Raw genomic sequence first — 15,405 nt, forward strand, 5'->3', positions numbered from 1 at the left:
ACGGATTCCTAAGATAGGAATCCGTCCCCTGATCAGGTGGAAAAATGTTTCGTCCCGGCGACATCCTTCCCCCTCCCGTCCGACATCTGTCTACCCTTCGCCTGCCTCATCCTTCTGCCGCTTCCATTCCTCCACCCATCGGTCGAAGGCTTCAATCGGCGCGTCGCCCATGATGATCTGGGTGAACACCTCCTTTTCCTCGTCCAGCAAGCGCCGCCAGGACGGGTCGAGAGCATTCAGGCCATGATCGCCGCTCTGCACCTTCTCCACCTTCGGATCGAGCAGGTTCCGTCCGCCCACGAGCAAGGAATAGGCTCGCTTGAAATTCGCGTCACGCGTATTCCAATCGACGATGCCCGTGCTGGCGTACGGCTTCCGCTTCACCGAACGGATCGTTTCAAGATCGTTCGCGAGCATCGCGTACTCGGACATTCCTTTAAAATCGGCCTTGTCCCGGCGGCCGGCGAGCACGTCCCGCATCGCTTCCACGGACACCTTGATCTCATCGCGGGGAACGAGCACATGCGGCAGGGGCTTGAAGATGTCTCCGTATTTGTAGCTGTCCCTCAGGATCATGTTCACGACTTTGAGGACGGCTTCCGGATGCTCGTACTCCTTGCGGACCACGACATAAGACTGCGTCGGCCGGAACACCTTGGCATTGAACCGGCCCTCCGCGTCGAGCGGCAAGGCGTACGCCTGCCAGTCGGCTCGGGAATTGTTCTTGAGGGCTTCCGGAATCGACCAGTCTCCGCCGAAGGACGGGGCGAAGAAGATGCCCGCTTTGCCGTTGATCACGACCTCCGCCTCCGTCTCCCGCATTCCCATCTCGCGGTCGATCAGTCCCTTGGCATAGAGATCCTGGAGCGCGGCCAGAGCGTTCCTCGTTTCCGGCTGGATCGATCCATAGGCCGGCTGGCCGTCTTCTCCTCGAAGCCAGAAGCCCGGATAGGCCTGGTACGCGGAGAAGATCGGATTCAGGTCGAAGCTGCCCGGGCCGGCATGGAAAGCATCGTAGAGCGAGGCGCCGGCGGCGATGCCGATCGTATCCTTCCGCCCGTTTCCGTCCGGATCCTCCTCGACGAAAGCCTTAGCAACGAGCTCCAGCTCCTTCATCGAGGCAGGCGGCTCGAGGCCCAGCCGGTCCAGCCAATCCTTGCGGATCCACATCATGCTGAAGTCCTCCGGATTTGCCGAGGGCAGCGCCAGCATCCTTCCGTACCGCGTCGCGCTTCGCATCGCGTCTTTTTCCGCGCTCTCCAGGATCCGTTTCATAGCGGGGGAGGCGTATTTCGGATAGAGCTCGGTCAGATCCGCCAGCTCCCCCGCCTCGACCATCTGGCTGAACTGGTAGCGGGACACGACCATCGCATCCGGAAGCGCATTGCCGGATATCGCCAGATCGATCCGCTGCTCCATATTTTCACTGGTGGCGAACCAGTCGATCCGGACGTCGACGTTCAATTCTTTCCGGATCGCTCTGATCCATGGATTGCTGGCCGGCGTCTCCCCGGTATACGATTTGTAGTTGGGGTCTACTTCCATGGCGATCGACAGGACGATCGGACGGCTATAGGGCGAGAATGCCGGCTCTCCCTCCGCTTCCCTTGCCGGTCCGCCGGATCCGGGCTCGCTGCAGGCGGCGGCAGCCGCGGCGAGCAGGATCACGATCAGAAGCGCTCTAGCCTTCGTTTTCAACATGCGGTCCTCCTGGGCGTCTAAAGTTGTCGCGGCGTCCGCTTGCGGACCCGGTACTCGCTCGGGAGCATCCCGGACTGGTCGCGGAAGATGCGGCTGAAGTATTTCTCGTCCATATACCCGGTGTGCTCCGCGATCCATTGGATCGTCCGGTTCGTATGCAGCAGATACTGCCTGGCTTGCTCCATCCGGATCTCGCGGACATGCTCCTTGAAGGTGCGACCCATGATGTCCTTGAAGCATTGGCTGAAGTAGCTTCGGCTCATGTTCATTTCCTTGGCGATTTCGGCAGAGGTCAGGGGCTGGTCCAGCCTGGCCCGCATCATCTGCTCCGCTTTCATGACGCAGTTGACGATATCCTGCGAATAATGGATCTTCGCGGCCAGCAGGCGGAGCTTCTCTCGCACCGCTTCGAGCCACTGCTCGATCCGATGCCAGGATGAAAACGACTCGTCGACTTCCAGCTTGCCGTCCCAAGTCGACGAGAAGATGCGGTTCCGTTCGCTGGCGAAGGCATACAGCAGTCCCATCAGCTTCGGCCGCGGAATCCGCATGCCCTTGATGCCCCCCTTGAGCCGGCCGAACAGCCTGTCGTCATACAGCCATTCTCCGGACAGCAGCAGCTCCTTCAGCGGCTCCAGCTCCTGCTCGCCCCCCTCCGGCTGGAGCGGTCCTTCATCGCCTGGAAGGATGCAGAGCGACAGGACCGGACTCCGAGGGTCGAAGGCATAAAACAGCTCCGTGCCGGCGAACGTCCGGACCCAGCTCTGCAGCTCGGCCAGCGTAAAGCCATGCAGATCCGACCACTGGATCCATGCCGTATCGCGGCTCGACCCGCTATGGCGGGAGACGGCTGCCTGCAGCCGCTCCTCGCTCCCGCGGGCTGCAAGCAGCAGCCAGGCATTGCGGTCGACAGCGATGGCTTCGGCTTGGGCGTCCTGCTTCAGCTGCTCGATCCTGCCGCCCTCATCCTGGCCGTCCAGCCCGATCAGCGCATAGCCGCATTGCAGGCTCGGCTCTCGGATCCCTGCCGGAGAACGGCCGGCCGCCTCGCCCCGCGGCTTGTCGCGGATCCGTTCGGCGATGCGTCCGAGCACGTCCTCCAGCTGCTCCTTCTCCAGCTCCACTTTCGCGATATAGTCGATCGCGCCCAGCCTGAGGGCTTCTTGGATGTACTCAAAGTCCTGGTGCAGGGTAAGCACGACGACCGGAAGCTCGGGAAAGCGGCCGCGCACGACCCGCATGAGCTCCATCCCCGACAGGACCGGCATGCCGAGGTCGGTGAGCATCAGCTCGACGTCGTTGGCTTCCAGAAAGCGAAGCGCCTTCTCCCCATTGGACGCCTCGCCGACAACCTCCATGCCGAAGCGGCTCCAGGGCATCATCGAGATGAGCCCTTTGCGGACCAGCTTGTCGTCGTCCACTACAAGCACTCTAATCATAGTTGCCTTCTCTCCTCTTCAATCGGTACCGTCAGGAAGATGCTCGTCCCCTTGCCGAGCTCGCTGCGGACCTCCAGCTTGGCCCGATCGCCGTAGCGGGTCTCGATCGTACGCTTGACATAGCTCATGCCGATTCCCATTCCTGTCTTCTGCTGCTCGGAAGGCTCGCTGCCGAGCAGCTCCTGGATCTTCTCCTCGGACATTCCCGAGCCGTTGTCATGGATCGCGATCTCGATGCCGCGGTTCTGCCGGACGACGACCTGGATGTATCCTTCGTCGTCCAGTCCATGATAGAGCGAGTTCTCCACCAGCGGCTGCAGGATGAATCGCGGAACTTCCTTCTTGAGCAGCTCCTCCTCGACCTGGATGCGGACATCGAACTGGAAATCATACCGGATCTGCTGCAGCGTCAAATACTGCTCGGTCGCCTGGATCTCCTCTTCGATCGTGGAGGGCCGTCCGAGCTTGCCGAGATTGTAGTACAGCAGCTTGTTCAGCGACTGCACGAGGCGGTCGATCTCATGCTGTCCGTTCATGACCGCCAGCCAGTGGGCGGTATCGAGCGTGTTCATCAGGAAATGAGGATTGATCTGATGGAGCAGCTTCTCCACTTCCAGGTCCACGCGCTGCTTCTCCTTCTCCCCGATCTCATGGAACAGCTCCCAGATATGCCTCTTCATATTCTGGAATTGGCGCAGCAGCGCGTCGAATTCCGGAATGTCGGTCCATTTGGGGCTTGCGCTCGCCTCCGCATGCGTAATCGTCTTGATTTCCTTCTGAAAGACGCCGAGCGGCTTGTAGACCATCTTCCACAACAGCCCGGCCAGCAGCACCGACACCCCCAGCAAGACGAGGGAGAACAGGGAGGTTTGCAGGAACCAGCGGTTCTTCTCCTTGTTGAAATCGGCCTCTGCGAAAAGGGAGACGGCGCTCCAGCCCTGCTTGCTTTCCTGCTTGTACCAGTAGTAGCCCTTGCTGTAATCGGCGCTCTTCTCCGGAGAGAATCCGGGGAAAGCCGTCCCGCTCTTGAACAGTCGCGGCGCCTCGCTGTAAAGAATCTTTCCCTTCCTGTCCAGCAGGACCACCCGGGAAGGATTGTTGCGGGCTTCCTTGCTGTCGAGCATGTTCTTCACCAGCTGGAATCCGGACTCGATATAGACGTAGGCGTCATCCCTCCCGGGAAAATCCACCTTCCGAAGGACCGACAGCACCGGCTCGTTGTCCAGCCGGTTGAAGCTTTCATGCGGTCCATAATAAATAATTCCGTAAGATTGGGCAAAGAGAGGCAGCTTTCCCGAAGAAAAGCTGTATTTCACCGGAAAGTTGGCGAACCGATAGGACTGGTCCTTCTCGAAATAATACATGGCGAGACCGATGTCCGGATTGGTGGACGTGATCAGGTTCAGCTTGCTCTTGAACTGATGCTGCAGCTTCATCCGGTTGAAAGACTCCTCCGTGCGGATCAGCTCGTCCAGCTCCTTGACGGTCCTGCCCTCGTAGGCGAACTGCTGGGAAATATGGTTCAGGCCGCTGAGCGAATTCTCCAAGGACAAGGTGACTTGGCTCAGATTGCTTTGGATGCTGGATTCAAGCTTGTTGGTCAGGATCGAGTTGATGGTATAGTAAGAGATCATGACGATAAAAACGAACGGAACGAGCGAACCGAGGAAATAAATGATGAAAATTCTTTTTTTCAATGTCATTCCGATGACCTCTGCATGGTTATGGATTTCCGTTATGGATTTCCGTTGTGTATTTCGTCAAAATGGCCTGTGGTTCCTGTTTGACGTCTACAATAGTGAAAAATCGAGGCCGAGCCGAGGGATCTGGCCGCGCTCGACTTGCGAGAGGGAGAGGGAGAGGAAAGATGACGGACAAGCTGTCCATCCTCGTCGTCGAGGACGACGACGACATCAGCCGCCTGCTGTGCGGCGTGCTGCGCAAGGACGGGCATGAGCCCCAGCCGGCCTACTCCGGCACGGAGGCGCAGCTCTATCTCGAGCAGCGGCCGTGGGCGCTCGTGCTGCTCGACCTGATGCTGCCGGGCAAGCGGGGCGAGGAGCTGCTGGAGGCGATCAGCGCGCGGCACGGCTGCCCGGTCATCGTCATCTCGGCGCGGGACGGGCGCGAGCCCAAGATCTCCGCGCTGCGGACCGGCGCGGACGACTACATCACCAAGCCGTTCGACCTCGAGGAGGTATCGGCCCGCGTCGGGTCGGTGCTCCGGCGCCATCGCCGCCTGCCGCAGCAGCCGGGTCCGCAGCCGCTGCGGCACAAGGACCTGGAGCTCGATCCCGAAGCCCGGACGCTGACGGCGGGAGGGACCGAGATGGCGCTGACGGCGCGCGAGTTCGACATCCTCGCGCTGCTCATGGCTTCTCCGAAGAAGCTTTTCACCAAGGCGAACCTGTTCGAGAGCGTCTGGGGCGAGGAGTTCCTCGGCGGAGGCGACAACGTCGTCGGCGTGCATATCAGCCATCTGCGGAGCAAGCTGGCCAAGGTCCGTCCCGGGGAAGAGTACATCGAGACGATCTGGGGCATGGGCTACCGGCTCAAAACTTAAGCCTTTCTTATGGATTGGCTTTAGGAACGCTTACGAAACGGCCTCTACACTTGAGCCATGACCCGAACCGGGACCAGGAGGCTGAGGCAATCATGCAGGAATACGTCTTGAGGACGCATCAATTGACCAAGCAGTACGGCAAGCAGGTCGCGCTCGACCATGCGGACATGACGGTCCGCAAAGGGGCGATCTACGGCTTCATCGGGCAGAACGGAGCCGGCAAGTCGACGCTCATGAAGCTCGTGACGGGGCTGGCGTTCCCGACGTCCGGATCGGTCGAGCTGTTCGGGGCGGCGAGCGGCTCCGAGCTCGTGCAGGCGCGCCGGCGCATGGGGGTGTCCATCGAGAGCCCCGCGCTCTACCCGCAGCTCACGGCGGCCGAGAATCTGGAGGCGCACCGGCTGCAGCAGGGCATCCCCGGCCGCGAAAGCGTCCGCCGCACCCTCGAGCTGGTCGGCCTGTCCGGCACCGGACGCAAGAAGGCGCGGGCGTTCTCGCTCGGCATGAAGCAGCGGCTGGCGCTCGGCGTCGCGCTGCTCGGGCAGCCGGAGCTGCTCGTCCTCGATGAGCCGACCAACGGACTCGATCCGATGGGCGTCGTCGAGATGCGCGAGCTGCTCACGCGGCTCAACCGGGAGAGCGGGATCACGATCCTCATCTCCAGCCACATCCTGAGCGAGCTCCATCTGCTGGCCACGCACTACGGCATCATCCACAAGGGCCGGCTGCTGGAGCAGCTGACGAGCCGGGAGCTGCAGGAGCGCTGCCGCCAGTTCATCCACATCAAGGTGAATCTGCCGGAGCGCGCGGCCGTCGTGCTCGAGCGCGAGCTCGCGACCCGGGAATTCGAGGTGGCGGCGGACGGCAGCATCCGGCTGTACGCGCATCTGGACCGGCCGGCGGCCGTCGCCTCGGCGCTCGTCGCCGGCGGGCTGGAGCTCGAGCAGCTCATGCCGATGGGCGAGGATCTCGAAAGCTACTTCGCCTCGCGGATCGGAGGCGGCGGCCATGCTTAACCTCCTGCGTTCCGAGAGCTACAAGCTGCTCCGCAACCGCTCCCTCTGGCTGCTCGCGGCCGTGCTGGCCGCATCGGGCATCGCCTACGTCCTGTTGACGTACTTCGACGATCCGGACGGCGGCGGGACGCGGGGCGCGGCGAGCGGGCTCGACCTGCTGGCCACGGCGATGGGAGGCAACAACTACGTCATCAAGATCGGGCTGTGCGTGCTGGCCGGATTTTTCATCTCCAGCGAATACAGCGCCGGCACGATCAAGCGCGGCGCCGCTTCCGGCTACAGCCGCAGCCGCTTCATCGCCGCCAAGCTGCTCGTCTTCATCGGCGGCTCCGTGCTCGTCGCCCTCATCTTCCCGGCGGTCATCTTCGCGCTCGGCTCCGCGCTGATGGGCGTCGGCGAGCTGCCGGGCGGAGCGTCCGCGGCGGACTACGCCTGGCGCTCGCTGCTCGTGACGGTCACGCTGTCCGCGGCGTTCGCCGCCTTGACCGGCGCGGTCGCGACCGTGCTGACCGACAGCGGCAAGACGATCGGCACCTTGTTCGTCTTCTATTTCTTCGCGGACGGCCTGTACGCCATGGCCGGCAAGTTCATCCCGTTCGTCGAAACGATGTACCGGCACTCCATCTTCAGCCTGATCAACGCCTACGCCGATCCCGCGATGAGCTCGGCGCAGCTCGCGCAGTCGGTCTATGTCCCGCTGCTCGTCGCCGCCGCCTTCATCGGCATCGGCATCGCCGTCTTCGAGCGCAAGGAAATCCGCTAGACCAAAAAGGAGGAGGCAGCGCATGGCGCCCATCCTGATCATCCTGTCCTTGGGCGTCGCCGCGCTCTGCCTGCTCCGGCTGCTGCGGATGCGCAAGGAGGCGCGGGCGCTCGCCCGACATCTGCGCCGCTACAACGACGGCGAGGTGTCCGGCCAAGCCGTCATCGGCGGACCGGACCGCGCCCTGGAGGCGCTGGCCGCGGAGATCAACCGCCATACCGGCCTCATCGTCCAGGCGCATGCCGAGCGGCGGCGCACGGAGGACGAGCTCCGCCAGGCCGTCGCCAACATCTCGCATGACCTGCGCACGCCGCTGACGTCCATCTCCGGCTATATCCAGCTGCTGGAGCGGGGGAGCCTCAGCGAGGACGAGCGCCGGGAAGCGGTCGCCGTCATCCGCAAGCGCACCGCGCGGCTGAAGTCGCTGCTGGACGACTTCTACGAGCTGTCGAGGATCGACTCCGCCGACTACGCGCTGAAGCCGGAGCGGCTGCGGCTCGACAAGCTCGTTCCCGAGATTCTGATGGGCTTCTATGATGCGATGGAGGAAAAGGGGCTGGAGCCCGCCTTCGAGCTGTCCGAGCGTCCGCTCGTCATCCGCGCGGACGAGTCCGCGGTGCGCCGCGTCGTGGAGAATCTGGCGCTGAACATGATCCGGCACGCCTCGGGGCGGGTCGAGATCGCCCTGGCCGCCGAGGGCGGGCGAGCGGCGCTCCGGCTCCGCAACCGCGCGCCGCAGCTGCTCGGCACCGACCCGGAGCTGCTGTTCAACCGGTTCTACATGGCCGACGCGTCCCGCTCGGGATCAAGCTCGGGCCTCGGCCTGTCCATCGCGCGCGGGCTGATGGTCAAGATGGGCGGCGGCCTGAACGCCGAGATGAAGGGCGACGCGCTGGAGCTGACCTGCGAGTGGCGGCTGGCCTAGCGCTCCGGATCGGCTCCCTGCCGCTCCTTCCACTCGCTGGGCGTCATGCCGGTCTCCTTCTTGAAGATCCGGCTGAAATAAGAGGCGTCGGAGTATCCGACCCGGGCTGCCGCGTCGTGGATCGTCCCCTCCTCGCTGCCGAGCCACTCCTTGGCGGTCTGGATGCGCTGCCGGATCAGCCAGCGCGAGAAGCTCATGCCCATCTTGCGGGTGAACAGCTGGCTCAGGTAGTTCCGGTTGAGATGCAGCCCCTTGGCGATCGCGTCGAACGAGACCGGCTCGTGAAGATGGAGCGAGACGTGCAAGGTGACATACCGGACGTAGTCCGCCTGCTCGATGGCGGCCTGCAGGTCGAGCTGCTGCCGGAGCAGCTTGTTCTCGGACTTCACTTCCTCGTAGTTCTTGAACAGCTCCGTGACGCGCACGATGCTCGTCTCGGTCGGGATGCGCTCGAAGCTCGAGCCGCCGATGCAGCCCATCGCGTCCGTCCCCCGGTAGATCCGGTCGGCGTCCTCGGGCGAGCTTACCGGCCCCCCGTAGACGAGCTTGAACGCATGAGGATTGACCTCGGCGGCCGCCCGGAAGATCGTCCGGGACAGCGCGATGCCCTGCTCCATGGTCATCGAGCCCTTGACGCCGGCGCCGCCTCCTTGGGTGAAGCCGAGGTGGGCGCAGATGATGTCGGCTCCGGCCGCGGCCATCCGCCTGGCCTGATCGGCCGAAAAGACGAAGGCGACCGCGAACAGCCCCTTGCGCACGGCCCGGGCCACGGCCTCCACTTCCTTGTCGAACGAAATTCCGGCTTCGTGAAGGGCTTCCCCGTAAACGCCGTCGATCAGGCCGACGGTCGGAAAATTGGTCATGCCGGCGAAGCCGGCTTCCTTGATCTCGTCCAGATAGGACTCGAGCTCGATCTCCGGGTCGGTCGCGCACAGGCCGAAGATGCACGGCGTATGGCGGACCTGCCTCAGCACCTCCTGGACGCCGATGTCCATCACCATGCGGTTGCTGTTGCCGAACGGCAGCAGGCTCGCCGTCGAGCCGCAGCCCATCAGGCGGAAGCGCCCGGCGTTGAGCACCAGAATGAGGTCCGCGCCTCCCGCCTCCGCGTATCCTGCGAACAGGCCGCAGCCGATCGCCGCGCCGACGATCGGCTTTTGGCTTGCGACGGCTTCCATGAGCTTTTCGCGAATTTGAGTCGAAGTCTGCATGCTCGCCATCCCTTCCCTGCCTAGTATCCTATATTCTACCATTTGAGGGATACGGCGTTCAAAAGGCACGGTTTCAGCGCCGGCCGACGCCAAAAAGGCTCTGCCCCAACGGGCAGAGCCTTGCGGTCTTGGCTCACGCATGAGCCGGGCCTTGCCGTCACGGCTCGCGGCGCAGCTTCGCGAACCGTTCCGTCTGGTCGCGGATCGCCCGCTCGGTCGGCAGCCTTTCCATAGAGCTCGCTCCGTAGAAGCCGTGGATCTCCGGACAGCGCTCCAGCACATAGGCGGCATCCTCCGGCTCGGCGATCGGCCCGCCGTGGCAGAGGATCAGGATGTCCGGCCGGACCTCCAGCGCCGCGCGGGCGATCGAGCGGACCCTCTCGACCCCCTGGTCGAGCGTCAGGGCCGTCCGCGCCCCGATCGCGCCGGACGTCGTCAGGCCGAGATGCACGACGAGGATGTCCGCCCCGGCGCGCGTCATTTGCACGGCATCGTCCTCGTCGAACACGTACGGGGTCGTCAGCAGATCCAGCTCATGCGCCATGCGGATCATCTCGACCTCCTTGGCGTAGCCCATTCCCGTTTCCTCCAGGTTCGCGCGGAAGTGGCCGTCGATCAGGCCGACGGTCGGGAAATTCTGCACCCCGCCGAACCCTTCCTCCCGGATCTGGCGCAAGAACCGGCTCATGATCCGCATCGGATCGGTCCCGCATACCCCGGCGAGCACGGGCGTCCGCTTCACGACGGGCAGCACCTCGCTTGCCATCTCCATGACGATCGCGTTGGCGTCTCCGTACGGCATCAGGCCCGCCAAGGAGCCATGGCCCGCCATGCGGTAACGGCCCGAGTTGTAGATGACGATCAGATCGATGCCGCCCTCCTCCTCGAACTTCGCGCTGATGCCGGTGCCGGCGCCTCCGCCGATGATGTAGCCGCCTTCCTTGACCTTCTCCCTGAGCCGATTCAGGATCGGTCCTCTATTCGAAGCCATGACGTCGCCTTCCTTTCTCGTGCGGCCGTTCGCCGCCTGCATGCCTCCAGTATGAAGGATGAGCCCGACGTTCGACAGGGACGATCGTTATGCTTCCTAGCACTTTCATCGCAAGTTGCGGAAAACTCCCTATCATAATCCTAAAGCAGCCTACCATTCTCTATTTACTCGTCCGCCCGACTTTGAGAAAGTAAAGACATGTAAGCGCAGTCATCATGGGGAGGCGGGAAATCGGGCATGAACCGAAGCGTAATTATCATCGGCACTCTGGATACGAAGGGAGCCGAAATCATGTTCCTGCGGGAACGGATCGAAGGCGCCGGCGTCGCCACGATCGTCCTGGATGCAGGCGTATTCGAAGCGTTGACCGGGCAGGCGGATCTGTCGAACGAGGAGGTCGCCCGCGCCGGAGGCGTTCCGCTGCAGGAGCTGATCGACGGCAGGGACCGCGGCGCCGCGATGGACGTCATGATGAAAGGCGCGGCGGCGCTGCTGGGCGGTCTGCATCGGGAAGGCCGGGTGGCCGGAGTGATCGGGCTCGGCGGCTCGGCGGGCACGACGATCGGCACCTATGCGATGCAGGCTCTCCCGATCGGGGTTCCCAAGCTCATGGTATCGACCGTCGCATCGGGCAATACGCGGCCCTACGTCGGCGAGAAGGATATCGCGATGATGTATTCGGTCGTGGACGTGTCCGGCATCAACCGCCTGTCGGCGAGCATCCTGTCCAACGCCGCCCATGCCATCGCGGGCATGGCGGCAGGCTCGCCTCCACGGCTGGAGGACAAGCCGCTCGTGGCGGCGACGATGTTCGGCGTCACGACGCCCTGCGTCACGGCGGCACGGGAATACCTGGAGCGCAGCGGCTACGAGGTGCTGGTGTTCCATGCGACCGGCAGCGGAGGGAGGGCGATGGAGGCGCTCATCGACAGCGGCTTCATCGCCGGCGTGCTGGACGTCACGACGACCGAATGGTGCGACGAGCTCGTCGGCGGCGAGCTCTCCGCCGGGCCGCAGCGCCTGGAGGCGGCCGCCCGCGCCGGCATTCCGCAAGTCGTCTCGACCGGCGCACTGGACATGGTCAATTTCGGCCCATGGGATACCGTTCCCGAGAAGTTCGCCGGGCGCAACCTGTACCGCCACAACGCGACGATCACCCTCATGCGCACCGATGCGGAGGAAAACCTGCGCCTGGGCGAGATCATCGCCGCCAAGCTGAACCGGAGCCGAGCTTCGTGCGCGATGTTCCTGCCGCTCCATGGCGTCTCCCTGCTCGACGCCGAGGGCCAGCCGTTCCATGGGCCCGACGAGGACGCCGCCCTCTTCTTCTCCCTCAAGCAGCATCTCGACCCGACGCGCGTCGAGATCATCGAGATGGAGAACAACCTCAACGACGAAGCGTTCGCGCTCGCCATGGCCGAGCGGCTCGTCGAGCTGATGCGCCAGGCTGCCGTCCACTGAACGGAATAGGCCGCTTCCGGTCCCCCCTAGCGAAATGGCATCGGATGATTCAGTCCAAGAGGCTGCCCCTGCGGGCAGCCTTTTTCGGTTGCTTTTATTGACAAGCCTTTCAAAAGGGGGCTATCATTGACGTTGATAATCATTATCAGCATCTAAATCCAATACAGACAAGGAAGGGTCATCCACCATGAATGCCTTGAACCGCCGCTTCTCCCTCCGCCTCCCGCTCCTGGCCGCCGCGCTGACGCTCGCGCTCGCCGGCTGCTCCAGCACGTCCAACAACGCCCCGGCCTCCTCGCCGAGCCCGTCTCCGAGCGCCGCGCCTACCGCGGCGGCGACCGCGACGCCGGCTTCCGACTATCCGATCGTCATCAAGCACGCCTTCGGAGAAACGACCATCGACAGCAAGCCGGAGCGCGTCGCGACGGTCCAGTGGGCGAACCACGACGTCGTCCTCGCGCTCGGCGTCGTGCCGGTCGGCTTCTCCGCGGCCAACTACGGCGTGCAGGACGACAGCGGCCTGCTCCCTTGGACCGCCGCCAAGCTCAAGGAGCTCGGCGTGGACAAGCCCAACGTGTACCAGGATACGGACGGCCTTGACTTCGAGGCGATCTCGGATTCCGATCCGGACGTCATCCTCGCCTCGTACTCCGGCATCACGCAGGAAGATTACGACACGCTGAGCCAGATCGCTCCGGTCGTGCCGTACGAAAAGGCTCCCTGGGCCACGACGTGGCGCGAGCAAGTGCTGCTCAACGCGACCGGCATGGGCATGAAGGCCGAAGGCGAGCAGCTCATCAAGGACACGGAAGCCCTCATCCAGGAAAAAGCCGCGGCGTACCCGCAGTTCAAAGGCAAGAAGGTCGTCTGGGTCAACTTCTCCGCGAAGGACATGTCGCAGCTGCATCTGTACACGCCGGCCGACCCGCGCGGCGAGTTCCTCATCTCGCTCGGCATGGACTATCCGGAAAGCGTCACGAGCCAGATCACCGATCCGACGGCCTACTCCCTCAAGCTGAGCGCGGAGAACGCGGATGCGCTGAGCGACGCCGACATCCTGGTCGGCTATGGCGACGAAGCGCTCTATGAGGCGGTCAAGGCCGATCCGGTGCTGGGCAAGATTCCGGCGATCCAGCGCGGATCCGTCGTCTTCATCGGCAACGGCACGCCGCTGGCGGCAGCCGGCAACCCGAACCCGCTCTCCATCGCGTACACGATCGACGACTACCTGAAATTGATCGGAGACGCCGTCAGCAAGAGCAATGGCTAGTCCGGCAGCGGCCATTCCGGATGCGCAAGCGGGCTCTCCGGCGCCGAAGCATTTCGCGGCGGTGCTGATCGTCGGCCTGGTGCTGCTCGCGCTGTGCGTGGCCGCCTCCCTCGCCTTCGGCGCCCGCTTCGTGCGGTGGAACGAGCTGATGGACGGCTTGTTCCATCCGCAGGTGGACACGTACGGAGCGAACGTCGTCCGCAAGCGGATCTCCCGGACCGTCTTCTCCCTCTGCTGCGGCGGAGCGCTCGGCGTGTCCGGGGCTCTCATGCAGGCGGTCACCCGCAATCCGATCGCCGATCCGAGCATCCTGGGCGTCAACACCGGCGCCGCTCTGTTCGTCGTCTGCGGACTGGCTTTCCTGAACATCAGCACCGCGGGCCAGTACATCTGGCTGGCTTTGGCGGGAGCGGCGATCACCGCCGTGTTCGTCTTCGGCATCGGGTCTATGGGACGTGGCGGCGCCACGCCCCTTAAGCTCGTTCTGGCGGGAGCGGCGACAAGCGCCGCCCTGTCCTCGCTCGTCACCGCCATCATGATCCCGCGCTCCTACGTCATGGACCAGTTCCGGTTCTGGCAAGTGGGCAGCGTCGGCTCAGCGACGTGGAGCGGCATCGGAACGTTCCTGCCGTTCCTGCTCGCCGGCATCGCGATCGCCATCCTGTGCGCGCCGGCGCTCAACGCGCTGGCGCTCGGGGACGACGCGGCGACCGGCCTCGGCGTCCGTACCGGGTTCCTGCGGCTCGTCGCGGCCCTGGCCGGCGTGCTGCTCTGCGGAGCGACGACGGCGCTGGCGGGACCGATCGGGTTCATCGGGCTGCTGGCTACCCATCTCATGCGGCTCGTGCTGGGGCCTGACCTGCGGTACGTCATCCCGATGTCCGCGATCGCGGGCGCCGCCATCCTGACGCTGTCCGACATCGTCGGCCGGCTGGCCGGCAGCCCCGGCGAGCTGGAGGTCGGCGTCGTCACCGCGTTCATCGGCGCTCCGCTGCTGATCGTGCTGGCGATGAGAGCGCGGGTGCGTTCCTTATGAGCGCGGCCTCGATCTCCCTCATCACGGCGGGACGCCGGGTCCGGCGCCGCCGCTGGATCGCCGTCACGTCGCTGCTCGCCCTGCTGGCGCTCGCGCTCTGCTGCGCCATGCTGCTGCTCGGCAGCACGATCTATCCGGTGCAGGACGTCATTCGGGCGCTCACGGGCGAGCCGCTCAAAGGCGTCTCCTTCGCCGTCAACACGATCCGGCTTCCGAGGATGCTGGCCGGCCTGCTGGCGGGACTCGCCTTCGGCATGGGCGGCTACATCTTCCAGACGCTGCTGCGCAATCCGCTGGCGAATCCCAACGTCATCGGCATCACCTCCGGCTCGAGCGCGGCGGCCGTGTTCGGCATCGTCATCCTGCAGGCGAGCGGCGCCGTCATCTACGTCGCCTCGGTCATCGCCGGCCTGGCGACCGTAGCCGTCATCTACCTGCTGTCGCGGGGCAAGTCCTTCTCCATCGGGCGGCTGATCCTCGTCGGCATCGGCATCCAGGCGATGCTGGACGCGGTCATCTCGTACCTGCTGCTCGTCAGCGCGGAGCAGGACGTGCCGGCGGCGGTCCGCTGGCTGACCGGCAGCCTCAACGGCTCCCAGATGGACGAGCTGCCGCCGCTGGCGCTGTCCGTGCTCATCTGCGCGCCGCTCCTCATCGTGCTCGGCAAGCCGCTGCATGTGCTGGAGCTCGGCGAATCCTCCGCCACCTCGCTCGGCGTCAGCGCCGACCGGACGCGGATCGCCCTGTTCCTCGGCTCCGTCTGCATGATCGCGCTCGCCACGGCGACGACGGGGCCGATCGCCTTCGTCTCCTTCCTGGCGGGACCGATCGCCAAGCGGCTCGCCGGAGCCGGCTTCTCGAACGTCGTGCCGGCCGGGCTGGTCGGGGTCAACCTCGTGCTGGCCGCCGATCTGATCGGCCAGTTCGCCTTCGCGTACCGGTTCCCGGTCGGCATCGTCACCGGCCTGCTCGGCGCGCCGTATCTGATCTTCCTGCTTGTCCGCATGAATCGAAGGGGAGAATTGTAAC

The 15,405-nt window shown here is 64.3% G+C and carries 13 protein-coding genes; 8 read left to right on the forward strand and 5 right to left on the reverse strand.

Features of this window, described 5'->3' with window-relative positions:
- Nucleotides 1–90 precede the first annotated feature (90 nt).
- From NYE40_RS23650 to NYE40_RS23660, 3 genes are read right to left on the reverse strand one after another with little or no spacing between them, the layout of a single operon-like run.
- Nucleotides 91–1,701, reverse strand: a complete 1,611-nt coding sequence (locus NYE40_RS23650; RefSeq protein ID WP_101807500.1) for an extracellular solute-binding protein — start codon at nucleotides 1,699–1,701, stop codon at nucleotides 91–93.
- Between the two features lie 17 nt (nucleotides 1,702–1,718).
- Nucleotides 1,719–3,140 (reverse strand): response regulator, encoded by a 1,422-nt coding sequence (locus NYE40_RS23655; protein ID WP_101807499.1) that lies wholly within the window; start codon nucleotides 3,138–3,140, stop codon nucleotides 1,719–1,721.
- Nucleotides 3,137–4,843 carry a histidine kinase gene (locus tag NYE40_RS23660; protein ID WP_101807498.1) on the reverse strand — a complete coding sequence of 569 codons (1,707 nt, stop codon included), beginning with the start codon at nucleotides 4,841–4,843 and terminating at the stop codon, nucleotides 3,137–3,139. Before NYE40_RS23660 ends, NYE40_RS23655 begins: the two co-directional genes overlap by 4 nt.
- Before the next feature lie 164 nt (nucleotides 4,844–5,007).
- Between NYE40_RS23660 and NYE40_RS23665 the strand changes: the two genes are divergently transcribed.
- The 4 genes from NYE40_RS23665 (at nucleotide 5,008) to NYE40_RS23680 (ending at nucleotide 8,407) form a co-directional block, all read left to right on the forward strand.
- On the forward strand, nucleotides 5,008–5,703 hold the full coding sequence (locus NYE40_RS23665) for a response regulator transcription factor (protein WP_339279059.1): 696 nt from the start codon (nucleotides 5,008–5,010) through the stop codon (nucleotides 5,701–5,703).
- A 92-nt stretch (nucleotides 5,704–5,795) separates the two neighbouring features.
- Nucleotides 5,796–6,719, forward strand: coding sequence for an ATP-binding cassette domain-containing protein (locus NYE40_RS23670; RefSeq protein WP_101807496.1), 924 nt, complete (start codon nucleotides 5,796–5,798; stop codon nucleotides 6,717–6,719).
- Complete coding sequence (locus NYE40_RS23675) at nucleotides 6,712–7,482, forward strand: ABC transporter permease (RefSeq protein ID WP_339279060.1); 771 nt, start codon at nucleotides 6,712–6,714, stop codon at nucleotides 7,480–7,482. Before NYE40_RS23670 ends, NYE40_RS23675 begins: the two co-directional genes overlap by 8 nt.
- A 22-nt stretch (nucleotides 7,483–7,504) precedes the next feature.
- The gene (locus tag NYE40_RS23680) at nucleotides 7,505–8,407 is read left to right on the forward strand and encodes a histidine kinase dimerization/phospho-acceptor domain-containing protein (protein ID WP_339279061.1); all 903 of its coding nucleotides are present in this window, start codon (nucleotides 7,505–7,507) and stop codon (nucleotides 8,405–8,407) included.
- Here the strand turns inward: NYE40_RS23680 and NYE40_RS23685 are convergent.
- Both NYE40_RS23685 and NYE40_RS23690 read right to left on the reverse strand, forming a co-directional pair.
- Nucleotides 8,404–9,618 (reverse strand): phosphoenolpyruvate hydrolase family protein, encoded by a 1,215-nt coding sequence (locus NYE40_RS23685; protein ID WP_101807493.1) that lies wholly within the window; start codon nucleotides 9,616–9,618, stop codon nucleotides 8,404–8,406. The genes NYE40_RS23680 and NYE40_RS23685 overlap by 4 nt on opposite strands.
- 157 nt (nucleotides 9,619–9,775) lie before the next feature.
- Nucleotides 9,776–10,609, reverse strand: coding sequence for a phosphoenolpyruvate hydrolase family protein (locus NYE40_RS23690; protein WP_339279062.1), 834 nt, complete (start codon nucleotides 10,607–10,609; stop codon nucleotides 9,776–9,778).
- A gap of 237 nt (nucleotides 10,610–10,846) precedes the next feature.
- Here NYE40_RS23690 and NYE40_RS23695 point away from each other — a divergent pair, with 237 nt between their 5' ends.
- The 4 genes from NYE40_RS23695 (at nucleotide 10,847) to NYE40_RS23710 (ending at nucleotide 15,404) form a co-directional block, all read left to right on the forward strand.
- The gene (locus NYE40_RS23695; protein WP_101807492.1) at nucleotides 10,847–12,070 is read left to right on the forward strand and encodes a Tm-1-like ATP-binding domain-containing protein; all 1,224 of its coding nucleotides are present in this window, start codon (nucleotides 10,847–10,849) and stop codon (nucleotides 12,068–12,070) included.
- A 187-nt stretch (nucleotides 12,071–12,257) separates the two neighbouring features.
- Complete coding sequence (locus NYE40_RS23700) at nucleotides 12,258–13,340, forward strand: iron-siderophore ABC transporter substrate-binding protein (protein WP_101807491.1); 1,083 nt, start codon at nucleotides 12,258–12,260, stop codon at nucleotides 13,338–13,340.
- A complete protein-coding gene (locus tag NYE40_RS23705; RefSeq protein ID WP_339279063.1) occupies nucleotides 13,333–14,376 on the forward strand; it encodes an iron ABC transporter permease in 1,044 nt (347 codons plus the stop codon). Before NYE40_RS23700 ends, NYE40_RS23705 begins: the two co-directional genes overlap by 8 nt.
- On the forward strand, nucleotides 14,373–15,404 hold the full coding sequence (locus tag NYE40_RS23710) for an iron chelate uptake ABC transporter family permease subunit (protein ID WP_101807489.1): 1,032 nt from the start codon (nucleotides 14,373–14,375) through the stop codon (nucleotides 15,402–15,404). Before NYE40_RS23705 ends, NYE40_RS23710 begins: the two co-directional genes overlap by 4 nt.
- The last annotated feature ends 1 nt before the right edge of the window (nucleotide 15,405 follow it).

Source organism: Paenibacillus sp. FSL W8-1187, assembly GCF_037965485.1.
Taxonomy (GTDB): Bacteria; Bacillota; Bacilli; order Paenibacillales; family Paenibacillaceae; genus Paenibacillus_O; species Paenibacillus_O pasadenensis.

What these genes read in the sequence shown, in the direction of transcription:
- NYE40_RS23650 (WP_101807500.1), bottom strand. Translation starts at nt 1,701, where the DNA reads ATGTTGAAAACGAAGGCTAGAGCGCTTCTGATCGTGATCCTGCTCGCC.
- NYE40_RS23695 (WP_101807492.1), top strand. Translation starts at nt 10,847, where the DNA reads ATGAACCGAAGCGTAATTATCATCGGCACTCTGGATACGAAGGGAGCC.
- NYE40_RS23705 (WP_339279063.1), top strand. Translation starts at nt 13,333, where the DNA reads ATGGCTAGTCCGGCAGCGGCCATTCCGGATGCGCAAGCGGGCTCTCCG.
- NYE40_RS23660 (WP_101807498.1), bottom strand. Translation starts at nt 4,843, where the DNA reads ATGACATTGAAAAAAAGAATTTTCATCATTTATTTCCTCGGTTCGCTC.
- NYE40_RS23710 (WP_101807489.1), top strand. Translation starts at nt 14,373, where the DNA reads ATGAGCGCGGCCTCGATCTCCCTCATCACGGCGGGACGCCGGGTCCGG.
- NYE40_RS23670 (WP_101807496.1), top strand. Translation starts at nt 5,796, where the DNA reads ATGCAGGAATACGTCTTGAGGACGCATCAATTGACCAAGCAGTACGGC.
- NYE40_RS23690 (WP_339279062.1), bottom strand. Translation starts at nt 10,609, where the DNA reads ATGGCTTCGAATAGAGGACCGATCCTGAATCGGCTCAGGGAGAAGGTC.
- NYE40_RS23665 (WP_339279059.1), top strand. Translation starts at nt 5,008, where the DNA reads ATGACGGACAAGCTGTCCATCCTCGTCGTCGAGGACGACGACGACATC.
- NYE40_RS23675 (WP_339279060.1), top strand. Translation starts at nt 6,712, where the DNA reads ATGCTTAACCTCCTGCGTTCCGAGAGCTACAAGCTGCTCCGCAACCGC.
- NYE40_RS23680 (WP_339279061.1), top strand. Translation starts at nt 7,505, where the DNA reads ATGGCGCCCATCCTGATCATCCTGTCCTTGGGCGTCGCCGCGCTCTGC.
- NYE40_RS23655 (WP_101807499.1), bottom strand. Translation starts at nt 3,140, where the DNA reads ATGATTAGAGTGCTTGTAGTGGACGACGACAAGCTGGTCCGCAAAGGG.
- NYE40_RS23685 (WP_101807493.1), bottom strand. Translation starts at nt 9,618, where the DNA reads ATGCAGACTTCGACTCAAATTCGCGAAAAGCTCATGGAAGCCGTCGCA.
- NYE40_RS23700 (WP_101807491.1), top strand. Translation starts at nt 12,258, where the DNA reads ATGAATGCCTTGAACCGCCGCTTCTCCCTCCGCCTCCCGCTCCTGGCC.